Here is an 18524-nt window from a genome sequence, read left to right as displayed (position 1 = left end):
CTAACTTACTTTTATCGTTCTACTCTTACTTTTATTGCCTGATTTGTCTTGAGCGTATACGTTTACTGTTGAACCCGTCTTTTGTAACATAATTTTCACTTTATAGTTTCCCCGGCTATCTACTATTCCTTGCCCAATCTTCTTATTACCATTGTAAATATAAATAGTTGCTGCTGTTTCACCTTTACCACTTACCGTTACAGTTTTACTAGTTATTTTATTAACAGTCGGGACAACAGGTGGAGTTCTATCGATTACCTTCACGATAGGACTCTTACTCTTATTTCCTGCCATATCAACAGCATAAACAATAATGCGTGTACCTGCTTTTTGCTTTTTAATTTTCATTGAATATCTACCATGTTTTGCAGTGGCTTGACCAATTTTTTTGCTCCCTACCATTGCATAAACCTTTGAATCTGATTCAACTTTGCCACTAATAACAGTAGCATGATCAGATACAGCATTGACAGTTGGAGTGCTTGGTGCAAAAGACTTTATTACACGATAAAGAACACTATGTTTTTTATCCAAAGTTGACAAAAATTCATCTTCTGAAGCATCTTCACTCAAGAATTTCGTTCTGTTAACTTTTTGTACTGTTACCTTTTTGTTGATTTTCCAAACTTCCTGGGTAATCTTCAAAGTGATTCCATCCAAGCCGCCGCTCTCTTCTGGAAGCTTTTTCAATCCAATCTCCGTGTAAGATTTTCTTTCGTTAAAGTGTTTATCTACCAAAATATCAGTTTTAAGGAAGTTTCTTTTATCCAGCATTCCTGATTTTTTCATCTCAGGTAACATCTGATTAAACCCAACTTTAAATTCTTTTATGATTTGCTTAAGCTCAGCTGCAGAAACAACCGTCTCATCACCTGACATGTTAGTCACTTCATTAATAGCCTTAGCCAATTGTGTGAGAGCTTTTTGATCGTTTGACAGATTATCAAGGAATTTTAACAATAGACTAGGCACTTCATTGGCATATACTTCGGCATGAATCTTGTGACCTGTTATCTTCTCGCCCTGTACTTTATAATGTACGTTCGTTTGGACTTTAATATGTTTTGGATTTGGCAGATCCTTCACTACAGAAGGAAGCAATTGGGATTGAATATCTTGAATAAATTTTTGAGAATATCCCCCATCCTGCTGAACAGGGATGCGGATTGCCTTAGAAGCTTGATCTACTAATAATACCATCTGCTTTTTATCAGAATATAACTGGAACGGAATTTTACCTTGTTTCAGTTTGACAAATCCACCCATCGAGAACGTATCCGCATTTTGCATTTTGGTTTGAACTTGAAATTCCATATCATTCAAAAGATTTAATACTTTTAAATATTCTTTATCCTTCACATTCGATTTCTTATACGAAAGATGAAGTTTAACAACTGCATAACTCTGGGATGACTTTATCTTGGCATTATTCAAAATCATTTGATTTAAATTAACACCCTTTACCGAATCACATGCGGTCATTAAAAAGACAGAAGCAACAATGACTAGAAACAGTTTTTTAAACATCGAATTCTCCTTTTTCTTTAGAAATATACACTTTACTTCTGCAAAATCATGATGGAATTTTTTTATCATTCTACAAAAATATTACAATTCAAATATAATAATATCACATTTCCCATTTATTATGAAAGCGTATAAAAATAAAAAAAAAGTGAATAAACAAGCTTCTAATCTATCCAACTGAAATTAGTTCTACTTTAAAAAGAAACTTAACCACAGAAGGAGGTCAGGTACCGCTTTTAGGGACGAAGTTTGAATTATTGACAATTCTGTGACAACGACGTGCAGCACATAAGGTGATGGTTGAAGCAGTAGAACAAACGGGAGAAGAAATCTTATTTATTTTGTCCCACTAGAGCCAAATCCAGATGATCCACGGACCGTTTGAGATAATTCATTTACTTCAGTAACCTGTATGGAAGGAACAAACTGAATAACCATTTGAGCGATACGCATCGATTTTTCAACAACGAAGGCTTCTTTTCCATGATTCATTAAAATAACTCCAATCTCACCTCGGTATCCTTCATCGATGGTTCCTGGACTATTCAGTACCGTCACACTGTGCTTTAAAGCGAGGCCGCTTCTAGGACGAATTTGTGCTTCCGTTCCTTTTGGCAGTTCGATTTGTAAGCCTGTCCCAATTAATCTTGCTTCTCCTGATGGAATCCTGGAGGTTTCAATTGAATAAAGATCCATTCCAGCATCCCCTGGAGTTGCTTGTACAGGGGTCTTCGCATCAGCATGAATTCTTTTGATTTTTACTTCCAAGTTCATTTTGATTCTCCTTATCTACTAAAGTTAAAGGTTTCATCTGTAATAGGAGTCACTTTCGCTTTTGCATAAGTAGAACCCTTTTGTGAAAAGAAGTCATACGTAGAGCCTTCATTTCGAATACCATTCATCACAATTGGATTGACTTCTTCGTCTGGAAACATGGATTCGAAACCGACATTCATTAATGCTTTATTGGCGTTATAGCGTACATATGCTTTTACCTCTGGTGATAAGCCTGTTTCAGCATATACATCATCGGTATACTTCATTTCATTTTGGTACAGATCAAGTAATAGTTCATAGCCCCATGCTTTCAGCTCATCTTGCTTTTTCATTGAGAAGTGCTTAAATAAATTTTGAGCAAAAAAACCTACTGCCACACCATGGATCGATTCGTCTCGCAGAATAAGCGAAATGACCTCTGCACTATTACGCAGGAAGCCTTGTCCCCCTAGGTATAGAGGGTAGAAAAAACCCGAGTAGAACAGGAAGGATTCAAGCATGACGGAGGAAAACATAGCTTTCCATAGATCTTCTGAATTTCCTTCTTCTATATTGTTATAAATATCGCCAATTTTATTTGCTTTATATTGTAGATACTCGTTTTTCTTCACCCATTCAAAAAGCTCGTCGATTTCTGTATTGGTACAAAGTGTTGTAAATATATAGGAGTAAGATTTCGCATGAATGGCTTCAAAAGCTGCAAAAACAGTGAAAACAGCCTTTTCTTGTAAATCAGTTGCATAGGCAGCAATATGATTCATGCCAATATTGGTTTGAACCGTATCAAGTAACGTCAATCCTGCAAATACTTTTTTATACCTATCCTGATGTTCAAAACTTTGCCACTGTTTGACGTCTTTACTGACGGCGATTTCTTCTGGAAACCAAATTTGCTTCCATTGCTGATCCCAAAATACTTGTGCGAGTTCACTTGTTGGTTTATTCCAATTGACAGCCTCATACGTTAAATTTGGCATGCTACACACTCCTCTAATGTTTGTAATCGCTGGCGCACATAGTAAACCGACTTAATGCCCTTCATCCAGGCATAAATATAAATTTTCGCTAGTTGCTCGGTTGTCCAATTGTCAGTGACATAAAGCGTCATCGAAATTCCTTGATCTACATGTTTTTGAGCAGTAGCATATACATCTATTAAGTCATAAGGATTGACATCGTATGCCTCCACATATAAATGAGTATTCTCGTTAGTTAAGTGCGGCATTGGATAAATGGTACGACTATCCGCATAATCACGTACCTCGACGCGCTCTGTACAAGGAGCAATGGAAGCTGTGCAGCTACGAATATATGAAATGCTGCCCGTTGGCGCAATTGCTAAACGATATGAATGGAATAAGCCGTATTGCATGACGCCTTCCTTTAAAGACTGCCACATTTTTTGAGTGATAATTGGAATATTTCCCAGCGCTTTTAATACAATAGATGATCTTTCTTGCTCTTCTTCTTTATCCACATAAGGATCAAAATAAATACCTGATTCATAATCACTATCCTCAAATCGATAGAATGATTCGCCGCGTTCTTTAGCAATTTCCATTGATGTTTTCAGTGTATAATAGTTCATCGCTTCCATAAAGCTATCGATAAAATCAATAGATTCCTTTGATCCGTATCGGATTCCCTGCGTCACAAGATGCCCATGTAAATTCATGACACCAAGGCCGACAGAATGCATTAATTTGTTTGCTTTCGCCACAGATGGAACATTTTTAATGTTTGTCATTTGTGAAACATTCGTTAATAGGCGCATCGCAGTATCTACTAACTTTCCAAAATCATTCACTTTACTTGCTGCATGGATATCAATAGAACCTAAATTACAAGATACATCTAAGCCGTATTGATTGGGTTCATCTTGGTCAGTGATTATACTAGTATGCTGCAACTGAAGAATTTCTGTACATAGATTAGACATTTTCACACGACCAATATTTTTTAGTGGGTGGTCTTCGTTGGCATTGTCATCAAAGATTTCAAATGGATAGCCCGATTCAAATTGTGCCTTTTTCACTTCTGTATAAAGCTTTCGTGCGTTTAACCGCTTTATTTTACGGATATTCGGGTTATCTAGTAATTCATAATACATCTCTGTCATCGAAATCTCAGACATACGCTTGCCGTATTCTTTAAAAATATCATATGAACTAAACATCACAATATCTTTATCGGCTTTCATTAGCTCAAAGAAAATATTTGGTATAATGATCCCTGTTGAAAGTGTGGCTAGACGTATTTTGTCATCTGCATTTGGTTTCTTGGACGAAATAAAGTTTTCTATATCACCATGGAAAATATTTAAATAGGCAACACCAGAACCGTTTCGTTGTCCGAGTTGATTCGAATAACTAAATGAGTTTTCTAGAAGCTTTGCGACTGGTATAACACCACTTGCACGGTTTAGAATCCCTTTAATTGGATCACCTAATGGGCGCAAATCCGTTAAATTCACGCCCACACCTCCACCAAGACGTGACAATTCTAAACAATAGCCAATATTTTCAGCAATACTATTCATAGAATCATCCATCGATAATTTAAAACAGCTCACCAACTCTCCGCGTGCTTTCTTCCCGCTATTTAAAGCTGTTGGTGTGGCAGGTTGATAAGCCTCCATCATGGCTTCCACTGCTTGTTCTGCTAGATCCGTATTGCCCTGTGCTAAATACAGGGCAATGGCCACCATACGATCTTCATATTTTTCTAGAATTTCTTCCCCGTCACGGCTTTTTAGGGAATAACTATCATAAAACTTGCTAGCACTCATAAAAGATGGAAAACGGAAACTATAATCATAGGCTTTCTTGTACATTCTTTTAATAAATTCCATATCGTACAGGTCGATAAATTCTTTTTCGTAGTAGCCTTCATCTACTAAATAACGAATTTTTTCTTCAATATCAATAAAGTACCGCAAACGCACATTTACATATTCTAAAAAGTAACGGCGCGTTGCTTCACGGTCTTTTTCCAATTCTAATTGTCCTGTTGTGCTATAACGATTAAGGACATCATTATTTAGCTTTAAATACGTTTTCATCCCGACACCCTCGTTTCATAAAACTGTTGAATCGCCTCATAATCGACTTGATATCCCCGTAAATCTAATTTACGTACTAGGGGTATATGATACGTCGCTGCAATTTTTTCGCCAGCACCGCCAAATACCGTATGACCGAAGTTACTATTACCACTAACAACTACACCTTTACAAAATTTCGCATTTTGTTCTAAAAAACGAGCAACCTTTTCAGGAATATCACCTAGCCCATCTGTATAAGTAATAAGTAGGTAAGGCTTTTTCAACATTAATTCTTCAGAAATTTCAATAGGCTCTGCCTTTAATTTGGATGCAATATATCGTACATTGCCCGTTCGACTAGCATAAACAATCATTGTGCAATCAGCTCAATTTTGGAAATAACTTCCTTTACATCACCTATCAACTTTCCTTCGATTTCAAGAACAGGAACACTTAAAAAGCCTGCTTCCATGATCGTTTGCTTTGCTTGTTCATCTTGATCAATGTTAATTATGTCTGCTTCAAGCCCGGCACGTTGTAATTCGGATTTTACCCAAAGGCATTTGGGGCAGATGGTTTTCGTATAAAGTTTCATATAATCCCTCTTTTCGTAAAATAAAAAGGCTATCTCTGCGAGTGAGATAGCCTAAAATGGAAACGTTCAGAAATAAAAAAATGGTTACGTCTCCATTCCTCAATCCCCGAAGAAATGATAAATCTGTTTTATATAGGCAGGTCTCCTGGCTTCGCTTCATTCTCTGATTCCCTTCCCATGCGAATGCATAGTGGCTTTGAATCATCGTCAGCTTCACAGTTGCGGGGACAGCGTCGGCATCACACCGAACTTCCCTATTAAACTACATATAGTAGTACCTTGTATAAAACGAATACAATATATTGTTTTTTTAATAGAATTAAGTGTACCATCCTCCAAGTAGAAAGTAAATCTATAAATACTTACCGGTGCCTAAAAACGGTACCTGACCCCCAGCGTGTTCCGGAATTTTGATTCTCATAAAAAGTATCAATTTCTTCTACAATCATTAAAGAATCATTTTTCCAGTTCTAATGAAGAAAAAGGTCATATGTTTTTCATAAGAATGTGATTATTTTATGACACCTTTTCATCACCTTGTCCTTTGCGTTGGATGTAGGAGAAAACCCGCATCCTCTGCACTTCTACGATATCGAGATTGGCGAGGTAAAGCGAATCACCAATTATCAAATTTTGTGGATTTGGGTTCTATTATGAAACCAGAATTTGCCGGAACTGATGCACCATAACCAAAAAGCTATTCTTTATTTAATCATTCACAAAAAGAATAGCCTTTTTTAAATAGAATATCATTGGCCCGTGTTACTTAATCGTTCCCATTCCGCCAATGGTTACATGTACCTTGACGTTTAAATCAGCCTTCGAAAAGGCTTTCCCCCATTGATTTTGGACTTTTTTCCACTCGGGATACGTATAGGCTCTCGCATAAATCCCATATCCAAACGGGTCAATGGTGGCGGTTTGTGTTTTTTTTATTAAGCGCTCGAAATCGGCTTGCAGTTTCGTTTCTATACTCTTTTGCAGTTTCGCTGTGTCCTTCCTTACATTGAATGGAAAAAGCCGTTCTGTAATGGCAATTCTCATTTTTACGTCTGTGTCAAAAATAAAATGACCGTCATACCTTACCTTTGTTTTTACCTTGACGTTCGGCGTACTAAAGCTGATCCAATATTTATCCCGTCCATTCGATTCCAGAGGGACTGAAATGGTAAATGGGAAATCACCTTTTGTTTTATGCTGCAGGATGCGTAATAATTTGTTTTCATGCGGTTTTATGCTTAACTTATATCTACTCTGTTCATCCAGCAGAGCCGTTCCGGTCAACATGATTTTGTGGTCTTTTTTCATTTCGGTGATGCTTGCTGTCATCCCTTTTTCCATCGTTTGCTTACGGAACTCTTGAATGGTCGTTTTTACTGTGATATTTCTTCTGTAGTCCGTTTCCACTAAATTGGTTAAATACAAAGGGAGACGCGGCTTGTCTTTCGGCCTAAAGAAAATGACATCAGAAACAGGCCCGTCTATGGCGACAACGCGTGTGGTTACGGTATTTTTGGGGTCCCGAAAGAAGGGATCAATATAATCAATCCAATTTTTTCGTTTTAACAGCTTTTTCCCGACTAAGATTAATTGCGTTTTGCTTCCCGAAGTTAAAGCCATTACCGTCATATCAAACAGTTCCCTGGAATCGCGAATCGTAACAGCTTTCACTTCGACTTTCTCTTCTTTTACCTTTGCTTCTTTATTAAACACCGGACTTGACATGTACACTACTAAATGATCATCCTCATCCAAGTCTAAACCTAGTATAAGTGACAGAGTGACATCTTCAACATTTATCTGGTCCACGCATCCCGTCATCATCATAGCCAAGAGCGATAGGCAAAGTAGTATCTTCCTTTTCAATGTCTTACCCTCCGACGCAACTTTTCATATATCCAGCTATAGATCCATAAAAAGGGAGGAGCTACGAATGCCAATTGCAGCCCTCCTTTGACAAACATTTGCTGGAATTTTTCCGATTCATTCCAAGTAGGCTCACGCCAAAAGACCAATCCAATAATGATCAATAATAAAATAATGACGTGCTGGCTGTGATCCTGTTTTCCAAGCAATTGACTAGAACAAAAGGTTGCAAGATATACGCAAGGCATCCAGGCTGTAGAAACAACAATCAGATAAACAGCCAATATAACCATGTCAAAACGCTCTAAAAAACGGAATTCAATTAGCTTAAGTAAATACAGAACGGGCTGATTAAAATCGATAATCCCATCGGGGCTAAAATAGACAAAGCAGACTATCGTTACAAATACATAAAACAACATCGTTAAGGTGTTCGCAATCGTGATTCCGAGAACCGCATGCTGCTTTTTTTGTAAAAAGGGGTACAAAAAGAACGCGACTTCAAATCCCAAAAAGGAAAAAACAGTGGTCGGTACAGCTGATAATACTGGTTTCCATCCTTCTTTAAGTATCGGAAGAAGATGCAGCCAAGTCCCATCCCTGAGCGGTATCAAGAAAAACAAAGGAATCCAAATGACCATGTAAAAAGACAGCTCAGAATATCTGCCTAGGACACGAATCCCGTTACGGGCAACGAAAAAAGTAGGAATCGAAAATAAAAGTAAAATGATGTAACTTGGGGTTTTAGGCAGAAACCATGCCTTGATATATAGACTGCCGTTCACAAAAATGATCCAAGCGTAAAAAGCAAAGTACACCATGTAAACGATGATGGCTACTTTCCCAACTATTTTTCCGAATAATCGGATAAGAATTTCGAAAAGGGTGTCATCTGGGTATCTTTCGGCCGTTTTAACTAAAAAAATACTCGCAACAACGGAGAAAAACCATCCAATCGGAATAGCGATCCAACCATCTGTCCCAGCTTTTTCCGCAAGTATACGCGGGAGAGCTAGAACACCCGTCGCCACCTGCGCCCCATTAATCAAAAAGATATACTGCATGAGAGTGATTTCATTATAGGCATATTTTTTCATCGTTTCACCTTTTCGTGCGATTTCGACCTTGTCGAATAGTTGGAATAGCCCCGGTGCCTTTGGGGCGGCTTTTCATTGCCCATAAAGGAAAGCGCAGAAACGCATCCTTCATATCAGCAAATCGGAATGGAGCTAGAGGAGTTCCATAGGGTGTACCTAATGATTCAAGACTAACCAGGTGGCCAACTATGGTCATCCACCCTACCACAATCCCTACAACTCCAAACATGGCAGCAGATAACATCATTGGAAATCTTAATAGTCTAATGGACGAACTCATATCATAATTAGGGATGTTATAGGAAGCGATGGCTGTAACAGCAACGACAATAATCATTATGTTGCTGACAATTCCCACCTGAACAGCTGCCTGCCCAATGATAATGCCGCCCACAATGCCAATGGTCTGACCAATCGGAGTCGGAAGCCTTAGTGCCGCTTCCCTCATCAACTCCAGGATCATTTCCATAATCACCGCTTCCAGCACGGGTGGGAACGGAACTTGTATCCTTGATTCCGCAATAGTAAGCAAAAGTTCCATCGGGATAACTTCAAAATTATAGGAAATAAACGCAACATAAGTGGCGGGCAAAAATAAGGCCATCATAAAGGCAAAAAAACGCATTACCCGGATAAAGGAAGAAACTAACCAACGGGAACCGTAATCATCCACAGATTGAAAAAAGGAGATAAAGTTTGTCGGAGCAATCAATACACTCGGAGAACGATCCATAATAATCACAAATCTCCCCTGAAGAATTTGAGTTGCCGCTGTATCAGGTCTTTCAGTCAACATAATTTGCGGAAAGGGTGAATAAGGATTGTCTTCAATGAACTCGATAAGTTCGCCGGTATTAATGATAGCGTCCACTGTAATATTTTGAATCCGTATTTCCAGTTCTCTTAGCACGTCTTCAGAAGCAACATCTCCCAAATATAAAAGGGAAACCTTTGTTTTCCCTCGAATACCGACGGTCATCTCTTTTAATATTAATTCCTGATGGGGAATATACCTGCGGATTAGGGCAATATTTTGACTCCCTGTTTCCACAAATCCTTGATTCGCACCTTTTAGAGATATTTCATTTTGAGGATTAATAAGCTGTCTTTGCGGCCAACCTTTTGTATCTAATTGATACCCGGTGATTTGCCCGTTTAACAATAAAACGCTATCTCCTCCTAGAATCGCATTTTCGATCTGCCCCCATGTATTAACCATTTCGATCTTTCCTATTGTGATTGGCAGTTCCTTATTAGGATCGAAGGAGCTATGCATCAATGGCTTTAGGACATAATCTTGGATCGCATCTTTATCCGTCAATCCGGGCAAGTACACCAAAGCGGCCTCCGTTTTACTCGCTGCGATGGGAAAGCGACGAATCACTAAATCCGGTGCTTGAGAAAATAGCAGTTGGAGATTCTCTGTATTGTGGGATAAATCAGAGTCCAGGACATCATCTTCCATATTTTTTTTCTGAAGATTAGCATTATTGCTTGTTTGATGGAACCGAGAAGAGCGCTTTCCTCTTAAAAACTTCAGAAAATAAGACATCGACTCTTTCCCTTTCTGCATTTGCATTAAATTATGTTTATAGTATGCATGGTCTAAGGAAAAATATTCTAATCCTTCTCCTGATCCATCATTCAAGAACAAGAGTGAGCAGTAGACTTCATTTTCATCATTAATCAAAAGATACCGATTGTCGGGGTCGAACCGACAATCCTTACGGAACACGATTTTGAGTTAAAACATGTCGTCTGGGAGGTTCAACTTCAAAGTTATTAACGGCTTCAATTTTGTTTCTAGGATTAAAAACTATCAAGCAATTATTGTGCTCAATTACATTATAATGGAGGACTTTTGATGTTTTAAATTCCAAAAGTCCTCCCCATTGAAAAGGCTGAATTCCTTATATTATCTCACTAATTCAAAAGCCGCCTCTTCCAATTCTTTCGAGTTAGTCTTATATAAACTACCTTGTATCAAGTTATTTTGATACCATTTGACATTTTGGATTAGCAGTACTGCATATCCTTTACTGATAAATAGTAAAATGGAAAGTTGGTGTCAACTATGGTGAAATATAAAAATAATTGGATTCCGACTAAGACCATTGAAGAAATGTCTAGGACAGAATACGATGTGCTCATCGTGGGGACTGGTCCTGGCGGAGGGGCAACCCTGTACCGCTTGTGTGAATTGTGGAAAAGTCAAGGTGCTAAAAAGATTGGGATTATTGACAAAGGGGATAAATTATTTCACTCCCACTCTCTTAATATCCCCACACAGAATGTAAATACTGCACGTGATCAACTTCTGCCAGATAATTCAACGACTTTCGAAAAGCGTGTACCTCAATTCTCAGGAGCACGAATGATATACGCCCTTGGAGGCAGGTCGCTGTTTTGGAATGCAGCAACGCCAAGACCTATTCAATCCGAACTGAATAAATGGCCCATTCATCACCAAGAATTAGATGTGTATTATAGGATGGCAGAGAAGCTAATGCATACTACAAGGTCTTTTGCAAAAGGCTCTTCTATGCAAAATGTTCTTTTAAAGCGACTCCATTCACATGGTATTCTGGAAGCAAAAGATATGCCATTGGCTTTTGATATGACAGCTTCTCATCAAGGTGAGGTCCATTCCAATCCTTGGTATAGTTCAATCAACGCATTGGCTGCAGCCCAATTTGATCGTCCATATGATCTTGGATTAAATGCCAATGCCTCTCGAGTAATTGTTGAGAATAAGAAGGTCGTTGGCGTCGAAGTGATTTCTCTAGACAAGAAAGCACATACCATTCGGGCAAAAAATGTGGTATTGTCTGCGAGTACTTTAGAGACTCCCCGAATATTACTAAGTTCTGGAATTCAAGGACCTGCGATTGGACGTTATTTAACAGGGCATGTGTCCATCATTGGTATAGGTACCATAAGTCGAAGACAATTCTCTGATAAACTTGGCAATCTAGCTATTTTGAAATTTGAGACAAATGAGGATCCTTATCAAATTCAGATTCTTGGACCTGATCAATTTTTTTCCTACCAGCAATTTGAAGATAAGGCTTATAGAGATAATCTTATGGTTGTCTACGCTGCTTTTGGAAGAGTTGAGCCTCGCGCTGAGAATAGAGTTTATGTTGATCCATCTGCAAAGGATGAATTCGGTGTACCAGAATTCCAAGTTCAATATTCTCTAAGCAGCAAAGACCGGCAAACAGCCACTCAAGTTGCACAAGGAATTAGAAAATCCGCAGCTGCCATGGGAGTGACTCTTGATGAATCTTCCTTGGTACTTCGACCACCTGGATCAGATATGCATGAAGCATGTACATGCAGAATGGGTGATGATCCAGCGACTTCAACCACAAATCGTCATGGGCAAATACATGGAGTTCAAGGTCTATTTGTGGCTGATAACAGTGTTCTCCCTACTCTCACTGCCGCTGGCCCTACACTAACAGGATCCGCTTTGGCGATAAGATTAGCGGACCATATTGTCCGTCATTCAGGTTGACCTTAAAAGAATTTATCTAAAGAGGACACCATCCTTATTGTTAGATGGTGTCCTTTCACATTAAATGAAATCTTTTTTCAAAAGATATTGATCCTTCAGGCTTTTGGGGAAAAGGTGCCTTTGTCTGAATGTTTTTCTAAAAGATCACAAACAATCGGCGCATCATCATAGAACTTAAGCAAAAATGCAAAAACCACCCTGCGATTCGAAGGGTGGTTTTCAGGTCAGACGGCCTTTTTGATACTTTGTTCAGTTTGGTCTTTTTCTTTCATTCGGCTGAAAAGATTGGCTAGAACGGAACCGGATAAATTATGCCACACACTGAAAATCGCACTTGGTACGGCAGCTAAAGGCGAGAAATGGGCCGTAGCGATTGCAACTCCCAAACCGGAATTCTGCATGCCAACTTCCATTGCAACAGCCTTTTGTTTTGCTAGATCCATTCCACATAAACGGGCAAAGAAAAAGCCAATTAAGAACCCTAGTAAATTATGAAGGATGACCACACCAAAAATAAGCAGGCCCGTTTGCGCAATCCTGTCAGCACTGCCTGCTACAACAGCTGATACAATTAACACAATTGCAATAACAGAAACAAGCGGTAATGCTTTTGCACCGGCCCGCGCTTGTTTTCCAAAGAACCTTTTAATGATAAATCCAAGCGCTAATGGAACAATGACAACTTGTACAATTGAAAGGAATAAGGAAGCAACACTAACATCAACCCACTTACTGGCAAACAGAAGAATGAGCAATGGTGTCACAATTGGTGCTAGAATCGTAGAAACAGAGGCAATTGCAACTGCAAGTGCCACATTTCCTCTTGCTAGAAACACCATCACATTGGAAGCCGTTCCGCTTGGGCAGCATCCTACTAAAATGACACCCACAGCGACTTCTTGCGGTAAATGGAGTCCGACTGCCAATAAAAAAGCAAGTAGCGGCATGATGATAAAGTGTCCGATCACCCCAAGTGCCACTTCTTTTGGTTTTCTAAATACCTCTTTAAAATCCGATAACTCCAGTGTCAGTCCCATTCCAAACATAACAATCCCTAATAGAGGAACAATGTAGCCTCCTAGCCACACAAAGTTACCAGGAGTAAGATAAGCAATTACTGCAAAAATTAAAACCCATAAAGTAAATGTTTTCCCAGCAAAGTTGCTGATTTTCTCGATGACCGCCATAATAAACCCCCATACTTATTTCGCTTTACTAAACAATTAGTCTTTTATTATAGTAAAATAAATATTTTAAAAAATCAATATTTTCTTACAAAGTCTTTTCTTTCTTTTGTTAATGTTTTGATTAGCGATGAGAGAATTATTTTTAAAATAACTTTGCTTAAATAAAAATGACAGAGACCCTTATAAAAGCAGCCCCTGTCATTTTTGCATTTTAAAAACTTCTAAAATGGTTCAATATTCCGTTTTGAATATCTATTTCCCTATTTCTACTTTCCGGTGTTGACGTGCCCCCACCTTCTCATTCCGATGGTTGATATTTCGCTATTTTCTCTCTGAAGCTGGTACTCCTGCAATTCCCCAATGAGTTTTTGGTAGTTCTGTTACCAATACTCTTACACTTTCCCTTGGTGCGTCTAAGGTCTCACTAACAGTGTCTGTGATGTTTTCAATTAGCGTCTTTATTTTTTCAGACGGTCTGCCTTCGATAAGATTGACTTGGATAATTGGCACAGTAATTCCACTCCTTAAAAATTAATTTGCAAATAGTATTACATTTCTTATTCTCCAACAAAGAAAGTAACCTCACCTAAACCATCAAATTTACCGGAAATAAAATCTCCGACTCTTAACATTACAGCACTTGTTATGGCACCTGATAAGATAATATCCCCTTTTTTAATTTTATCTCCTTTTCTTGCAAGCATATTCGCTAATACAGCAATTGAATTGGCAGGATGGCCCAAAACAGCTGCCCCAGCCCCCAACTCTTTCAATTGACCATTAATGGATAAAGTTGCACCTACTAATTCCAGGTCAAACTCACTTGGCTTCTTCAGTGCATTTCCAAAAACTACTCTAGATGTAGAGGCATTATCTGCAATCACATCCGGAAGTGTAAAGTTAAAGTTTTCGTAACGGCTATCAATGATTTCAAGAGCAGGTAATATGTACTGTGTTTTTGCCAACACCTGGGCACCTGTAATTCCTGGTCCCTCGATATCTTCCCCAATTAGAAAGGCAATTTCAGCTTCCACTTTTGGATGGATTAATTCTGAGAAAGGTAATACACCACCATTATTGACAAGCATATAATCGAATACATAACCGTAAATTGGCTCAGATACACCCATTTGATCCCATTTTGCCTTGCTTGTTAAACCCATTTTAGGCCCAATAATTTTGTGCCCTTCATCTAATTTTTTTTGAACAAGCAATTCCTGTGCCTGATAAGCTTCCTCAACTGTTAGATCCGGTTTAAATACCTTTGATACCTTTACAACTTCACGTTTTTCTACTTCTGCTGCAACTAAGTAATCAGCAATTTTCTTAATGATTTCTATAGTCATCACTTATTCCTCCTTAAAAACCGAGTCAAGATTAGTAAAAAATTGCATCTTTATTTAAAGTTAACGCTCACTTGCCCTAGATGAGCAAATCTTGCGGCAAACGTATCCCCTGGCTTTGCCACCACCATACCTGAAAGTGCACCGGAAAGGATCACTTCACCTTTTTTTAAAGAAATATCATAATCAGCTAATCGATTCGCTAACCATGCAACACAAGCAGCAGGATTTCCCAGTGCTGCAGCTCCGACACCCGTGTTGGCAATCTCACCATTTTGATACAATGCCATGCCAATTAATTCAAGATTAATATCTGAAATTTTTGTAGGCTTGCCCCCTAATACAAATAACCCAGATGAAGCATTATCTGCAACGGTGTCTTGCAGCTTAATTTTCCAATCTTGTATTCGGCTATCAACTATTTCCAAAGCAGGAACGACATAATCTGTAGCTTGTATCACATCAAGAACGGTCACATTCGGACCTTTTAAATCTTTCTTTAATATAAAGGCGATTTCACCTTCTACTTTTGGCTGGAGCATGGTTTTACAGGAAATAGTACTGCCATTTTCAATGACCATGTCGTCTAATAGATGACCGTAGTCAGGCTCATTAACACCGAGCATTTTCTGCACAGCAACTGAAGTTAACCCAATTTTTTTCCCTACTATTTTTTTGCCTTCATTTAATTTCTTTTTAATATTTTCCAATTGAATGTGATAGGCTTCATCAACCGTAATGTCTGGATCGGTTAAAGTGATAGGGTCGATACCAACCCGCGAAACTTCTGCTTCCCCCAATTTAGCCGCATATCTTTGAATTTTACTAGACAACATAAATCTTCCTCTCTACTGAACCAGTCTTATTTTTCAAAGGCAATTTTCATTGGCGAATCTTTGCTATAAACAGGTTAAGGATCCACGCCTTTTATTAAAGGTATGGATCCGCTCACATGAATGTTATCTATTTAGGCGCTAATTAAAAAGGTGATACTGAATGGCATCTTTTACAATGTAATTATTATCTTAATTAGTGTATTTATAATCATTTCTTATTTTGATAATAAAGAAGATTTAATTTGTGGTGTTCCCTTCTTAAAGAATGATTCTGGTAATGGAGATCCAAAGAACATGATTGCTTTCTCGACTTCATCTTTCGTCCACTTAACTGGTTTCCATTCTGGATTAAAGATAAGGTATCCAGGGTCTCCATAAAGTTCGACACGGTTTCCACCTGGTTCATAAACATAAAGACTCGTTGTTTGGCTAATCCCATGTTTAAATGGACCAGCTTCAATTTCTAAACCGTTCTCGGTCAATATTTCTGCTACCTCATACAAATTTTGTGTGTTTCCATACAAAAATGCAAAATGATGAAGCCTTCCTAGTCCTTTTTCAGTTGTACCGTCATCTTCTGTAAACACCAACTCATTAACTGTATTCGTAACTCTTAACCATATACCAAGATCCGTTCCATCGTCTTTAACAATGTGTTCACTTAATTTAAAGCCAAGTTCATTCATAAATAAATTTTTATTACCGGTTACATCTTTGGACATTAACATTGCATGGTCTAAACGGCGTACAGGATACCCTTTAGTTGGGCGTTTTTGTGGTCGATTTTTTAATACTGTTCTTTCACTTTCCGGTGCCCGATATTCTTCTATCTCCCAAAGAATTTCCATCAAGTGGTTATCTGGTGTTACAAATTGATAAGCTGGACCATGACCAATGTCACCATCTATCCATCCTATACCCGCACCAGATTTTTCAAGATCTCTTACACGTCTGTCCAATGCATTTTTTGAACTTGCTCTAAAACTCATATGCCCCAAACCTGGCTCATTTCTCTCAGTTACTTTAAGAGAATGTTGGTAGGTATCTTCAAAAGCCCGAAGATAAACGGATTGCCCCACTCTTGCTGTTTCTATCATACCTAAGATTTCTTTAAAAAACCATACGGTTCCATCAGGATTCGGTGTGTAAATCTCCATATGGGTTAACTCTGCAACATCAAATTTTTTTAATTCGTTTTCCATTCTTAAACCCCCATTTACTTTTTATGGCTCATAGATTTATCTGAATATGTTAATGTATACTCTGTACTTTTTGATCTGATGAGCTATCCATGGATTGCCCCTTTGTTGAACTGGAAATGGAAAATACCACAATCGCTCCAATTAAACCTGTAAGCGCAAATATGCCAAAGTGCCAAAATGTACCTAGAGACAATGAAACTAGTAGCCCCACTACAATTGGACCCACAATACCTCCAAATCGTCCAATCCCAAGAGCCCAACCTAGTGCCGTCGTACGAATGGTAGCAGGATAATATACACCTACATAGGCATTAATGAGATATTGCGTCCCAATTGAACCCATTCCAGCTGCAGCAATTAAGATATAGGTTAATACCATTGAAGGAAAATTAAAGCTTAGTAAAATAAATGCTGCAAAAGCAGTTAAAAAGGAAATTGTACACGCTAATTTATGACCCCATCGATCTGAAGCAGCAGCTGTTAGAAAACTACCAATGACAGTCCCTAAATTAAGTACGAGTAAAAACGATAGTGCAGAACCTATTGAATACCCACTTTTCATCATGATCGTAGGCAACCATGTTCCCAAGCCGAAAATCATAAAGAGTCCGCAAAACGAAGCAAGCCAGAAAAGGATAGTGGATTTACGGTTTGATTTAGATAGCAATGAAGTAATCGATTTCATTTCTTTTCCGTTTTTTGTACTATGTTCTTCGTTGTGATCCTTCTCTAATTCTTCTATCGGAATTTTAAATCGTTCTGCAATATCTTCTACCTCTTTTTTTCTACCTTTTGCCATAAGAAAAGCGATGGATTCGGGAAGAAAACGAATAGCTAGTGGAACTACTAATAACAACGGAATAGCGCCTACCCAAAACATTGCACGCCACCCTAGACTAGGAATTAGAGACATGCCTAAAAGTGCAGCAAGCACTCCACCTAATTGGTATCCACTGTACATGATGATGGTAGTAAAAGCGCGCCTTTTTGCTGGTGCATATTCAAGCGTTAACACTGTTACAACAGGCATTACCGTTCCTAATCCGAGGCCCGTGATTAAACGGCTAAGTCCGAAAATTTCTGGGGTTGGCGCTATAGCGGAACCCATCATGAAGATTGCGCATACTGTTGCACCCATTATCAAGACCTTTTTACGGCCAAAACGGTCCGCAAGCATCCCGGCCACAATCGCTCCAACTAACATACCTATAACAACATAACTGCCATAGCGGCCCGCTTGGGCAGGTGTGATATCCCATTGTTTATATTCCAGTAAAGAAGGAACGATGGTCCCAAATACCAAAAGATCGTACCCCTCAAAAATCATAAATAACCAGGATAATAAAACAACAAGTTTTGTACCGGCATTAATCTTTGGTTTTTTTGTATTTTCAAAACTAGCCTCCATTATGAATCCCCCCTTATCAAGGTACTTTTCTCCTTCCAGTGCAGGAATTCCTGTTAATCCCTCTTCCACCAAGAAATACGAACGTACCTTTCATTCGAATTATAAATCGACCACGCCTGTCCT

At 38.6% G+C, this 18524-nt stretch carries 16 protein-coding genes and 1 riboswitch; of the genes, 1 reads left to right on the top strand and 15 read right to left on the bottom strand.

Translation table 11 applies throughout. The annotated features are described in order from the left end of the window. The 9 genes from BDR01S_RS07520 to BDR01S_RS07480 all read right to left on the bottom strand — a co-directional run bounded on the left by BDR01S_RS07520 (position 1) and on the right by BDR01S_RS07480 (position 10457). On the bottom strand, positions 1–1527 hold the full coding sequence (locus BDR01S_RS07520) for an Ig-like domain-containing protein (RefSeq protein WP_066250390.1): 1527 nt from the start codon (positions 1525–1527) through the stop codon (positions 1–3). Between the two features lie 336 nt (positions 1528–1863). Further along, positions 1864–2301, bottom strand: a complete 438-nt coding sequence (gene dut / locus BDR01S_RS07515; RefSeq protein WP_066250386.1) for a dUTP diphosphatase — start codon at positions 2299–2301, stop codon at positions 1864–1866. 11 nt (positions 2302–2312) lie between these two features. Further along, the gene (nrdF, locus tag BDR01S_RS07510; RefSeq protein WP_066250384.1) at positions 2313–3281 is read right to left on the bottom strand and encodes a class 1b ribonucleoside-diphosphate reductase subunit beta; all 969 of its coding nucleotides are present in this window, start codon (positions 3279–3281) and stop codon (positions 2313–2315) included. Beyond that, positions 3269–5365 (bottom strand): class 1b ribonucleoside-diphosphate reductase subunit alpha, encoded by a 2097-nt coding sequence (nrdE, locus tag BDR01S_RS07505; RefSeq protein WP_066250382.1) that lies wholly within the window; start codon positions 5363–5365, stop codon positions 3269–3271. Before nrdE ends, nrdF begins: the two co-directional genes overlap by 13 nt. Next, positions 5362–5721 (bottom strand): class Ib ribonucleoside-diphosphate reductase assembly flavoprotein NrdI, encoded by a 360-nt coding sequence (gene nrdI, locus BDR01S_RS07500; RefSeq protein ID WP_066250379.1) that lies wholly within the window; start codon positions 5719–5721, stop codon positions 5362–5364. Before nrdI ends, nrdE begins: the two co-directional genes overlap by 4 nt. Next, positions 5718–5942, bottom strand: a complete 225-nt coding sequence (locus BDR01S_RS07495) for a glutaredoxin family protein (protein ID WP_066250376.1) — start codon at positions 5940–5942, stop codon at positions 5718–5720. The genes nrdI and BDR01S_RS07495 overlap by 4 nt, the downstream gene beginning before the upstream one ends. A gap of 118 nt (positions 5943–6060) precedes the next feature. Beyond that, a riboswitch (cobalamin riboswitch) is annotated at positions 6061–6240 on the bottom strand. Between the two features lie 464 nt (positions 6241–6704). After that, positions 6705–7808 (bottom strand): Ger(x)C family spore germination protein, encoded by a 1104-nt coding sequence (locus BDR01S_RS07490; RefSeq protein ID WP_066250373.1) that lies wholly within the window; start codon positions 7806–7808, stop codon positions 6705–6707. Continuing rightward, on the bottom strand, positions 7805–8905 hold the full coding sequence (locus BDR01S_RS07485; protein WP_066250370.1) for a GerAB/ArcD/ProY family transporter: 1101 nt from the start codon (positions 8903–8905) through the stop codon (positions 7805–7807). The genes BDR01S_RS07490 and BDR01S_RS07485 overlap by 4 nt, the downstream gene beginning before the upstream one ends. 4 nt (positions 8906–8909) lie before the next feature. Next, complete coding sequence (locus tag BDR01S_RS07480) at positions 8910–10457, bottom strand: spore germination protein (protein ID WP_066259648.1); 1548 nt, start codon at positions 10455–10457, stop codon at positions 8910–8912. A gap of 522 nt (positions 10458–10979) precedes the next feature. On the opposite strand from BDR01S_RS07480, the gene BDR01S_RS07475 reads away from it, so the two are divergent. Then, entirely contained in the window at positions 10980–12425 is a 1446-nt protein-coding gene (locus BDR01S_RS07475) for a GMC oxidoreductase (protein ID WP_066250366.1), read from the top strand. 224 nt (positions 12426–12649) lie between these two features. Here BDR01S_RS07475 and BDR01S_RS07470 read toward each other — a convergent pair whose 3' ends face one another. From BDR01S_RS07470 to BDR01S_RS07445, 6 genes are all read right to left on the bottom strand, one after another. After that, positions 12650–13612 carry a bile acid:sodium symporter family protein gene (locus BDR01S_RS07470; RefSeq protein ID WP_066250363.1) on the bottom strand — a complete coding sequence of 321 codons (963 nt, stop codon included), beginning with the start codon at positions 13610–13612 and terminating at the stop codon, positions 12650–12652. Between the two features lie 321 nt (positions 13613–13933). Next, complete coding sequence (locus tag BDR01S_RS07465) at positions 13934–14122, bottom strand: 4-oxalocrotonate tautomerase (RefSeq protein WP_066250360.1); 189 nt, start codon at positions 14120–14122, stop codon at positions 13934–13936. A 47-nt stretch (positions 14123–14169) separates the two neighbouring features. After that, positions 14170–14958, bottom strand: coding sequence for a 2-keto-4-pentenoate hydratase (locus tag BDR01S_RS07460; RefSeq protein ID WP_066250357.1), 789 nt, complete (start codon positions 14956–14958; stop codon positions 14170–14172). 50 nt (positions 14959–15008) lie between these two features. Beyond that, positions 15009–15791 (bottom strand): 2-keto-4-pentenoate hydratase, encoded by a 783-nt coding sequence (locus BDR01S_RS07455; protein ID WP_066250355.1) that lies wholly within the window; start codon positions 15789–15791, stop codon positions 15009–15011. A 215-nt stretch (positions 15792–16006) separates the two neighbouring features. Beyond that, the gene (locus tag BDR01S_RS07450; protein ID WP_066250351.1) at positions 16007–16993 is read right to left on the bottom strand and encodes a catechol 2,3-dioxygenase; all 987 of its coding nucleotides are present in this window, start codon (positions 16991–16993) and stop codon (positions 16007–16009) included. 49 nt (positions 16994–17042) lie between these two features. Then, a complete protein-coding gene (locus BDR01S_RS07445; protein WP_066250347.1) occupies positions 17043–18401 on the bottom strand; it encodes an MFS transporter in 1359 nt (452 codons plus the stop codon). Positions 18402–18524: the final 123 nt, after the last annotated feature.

It is taken from the genome of Neobacillus drentensis NBRC 102427, from assembly GCF_001591445.1.
Lineage (GTDB): Bacteria > Bacillota > Bacilli > Bacillales > Cytobacillaceae > Neobacillus > Neobacillus drentensis.
The sequence above is the reverse complement of the archived record's forward strand: the minus strand, read 5'-3'. Positions and strand labels throughout refer to the sequence as shown.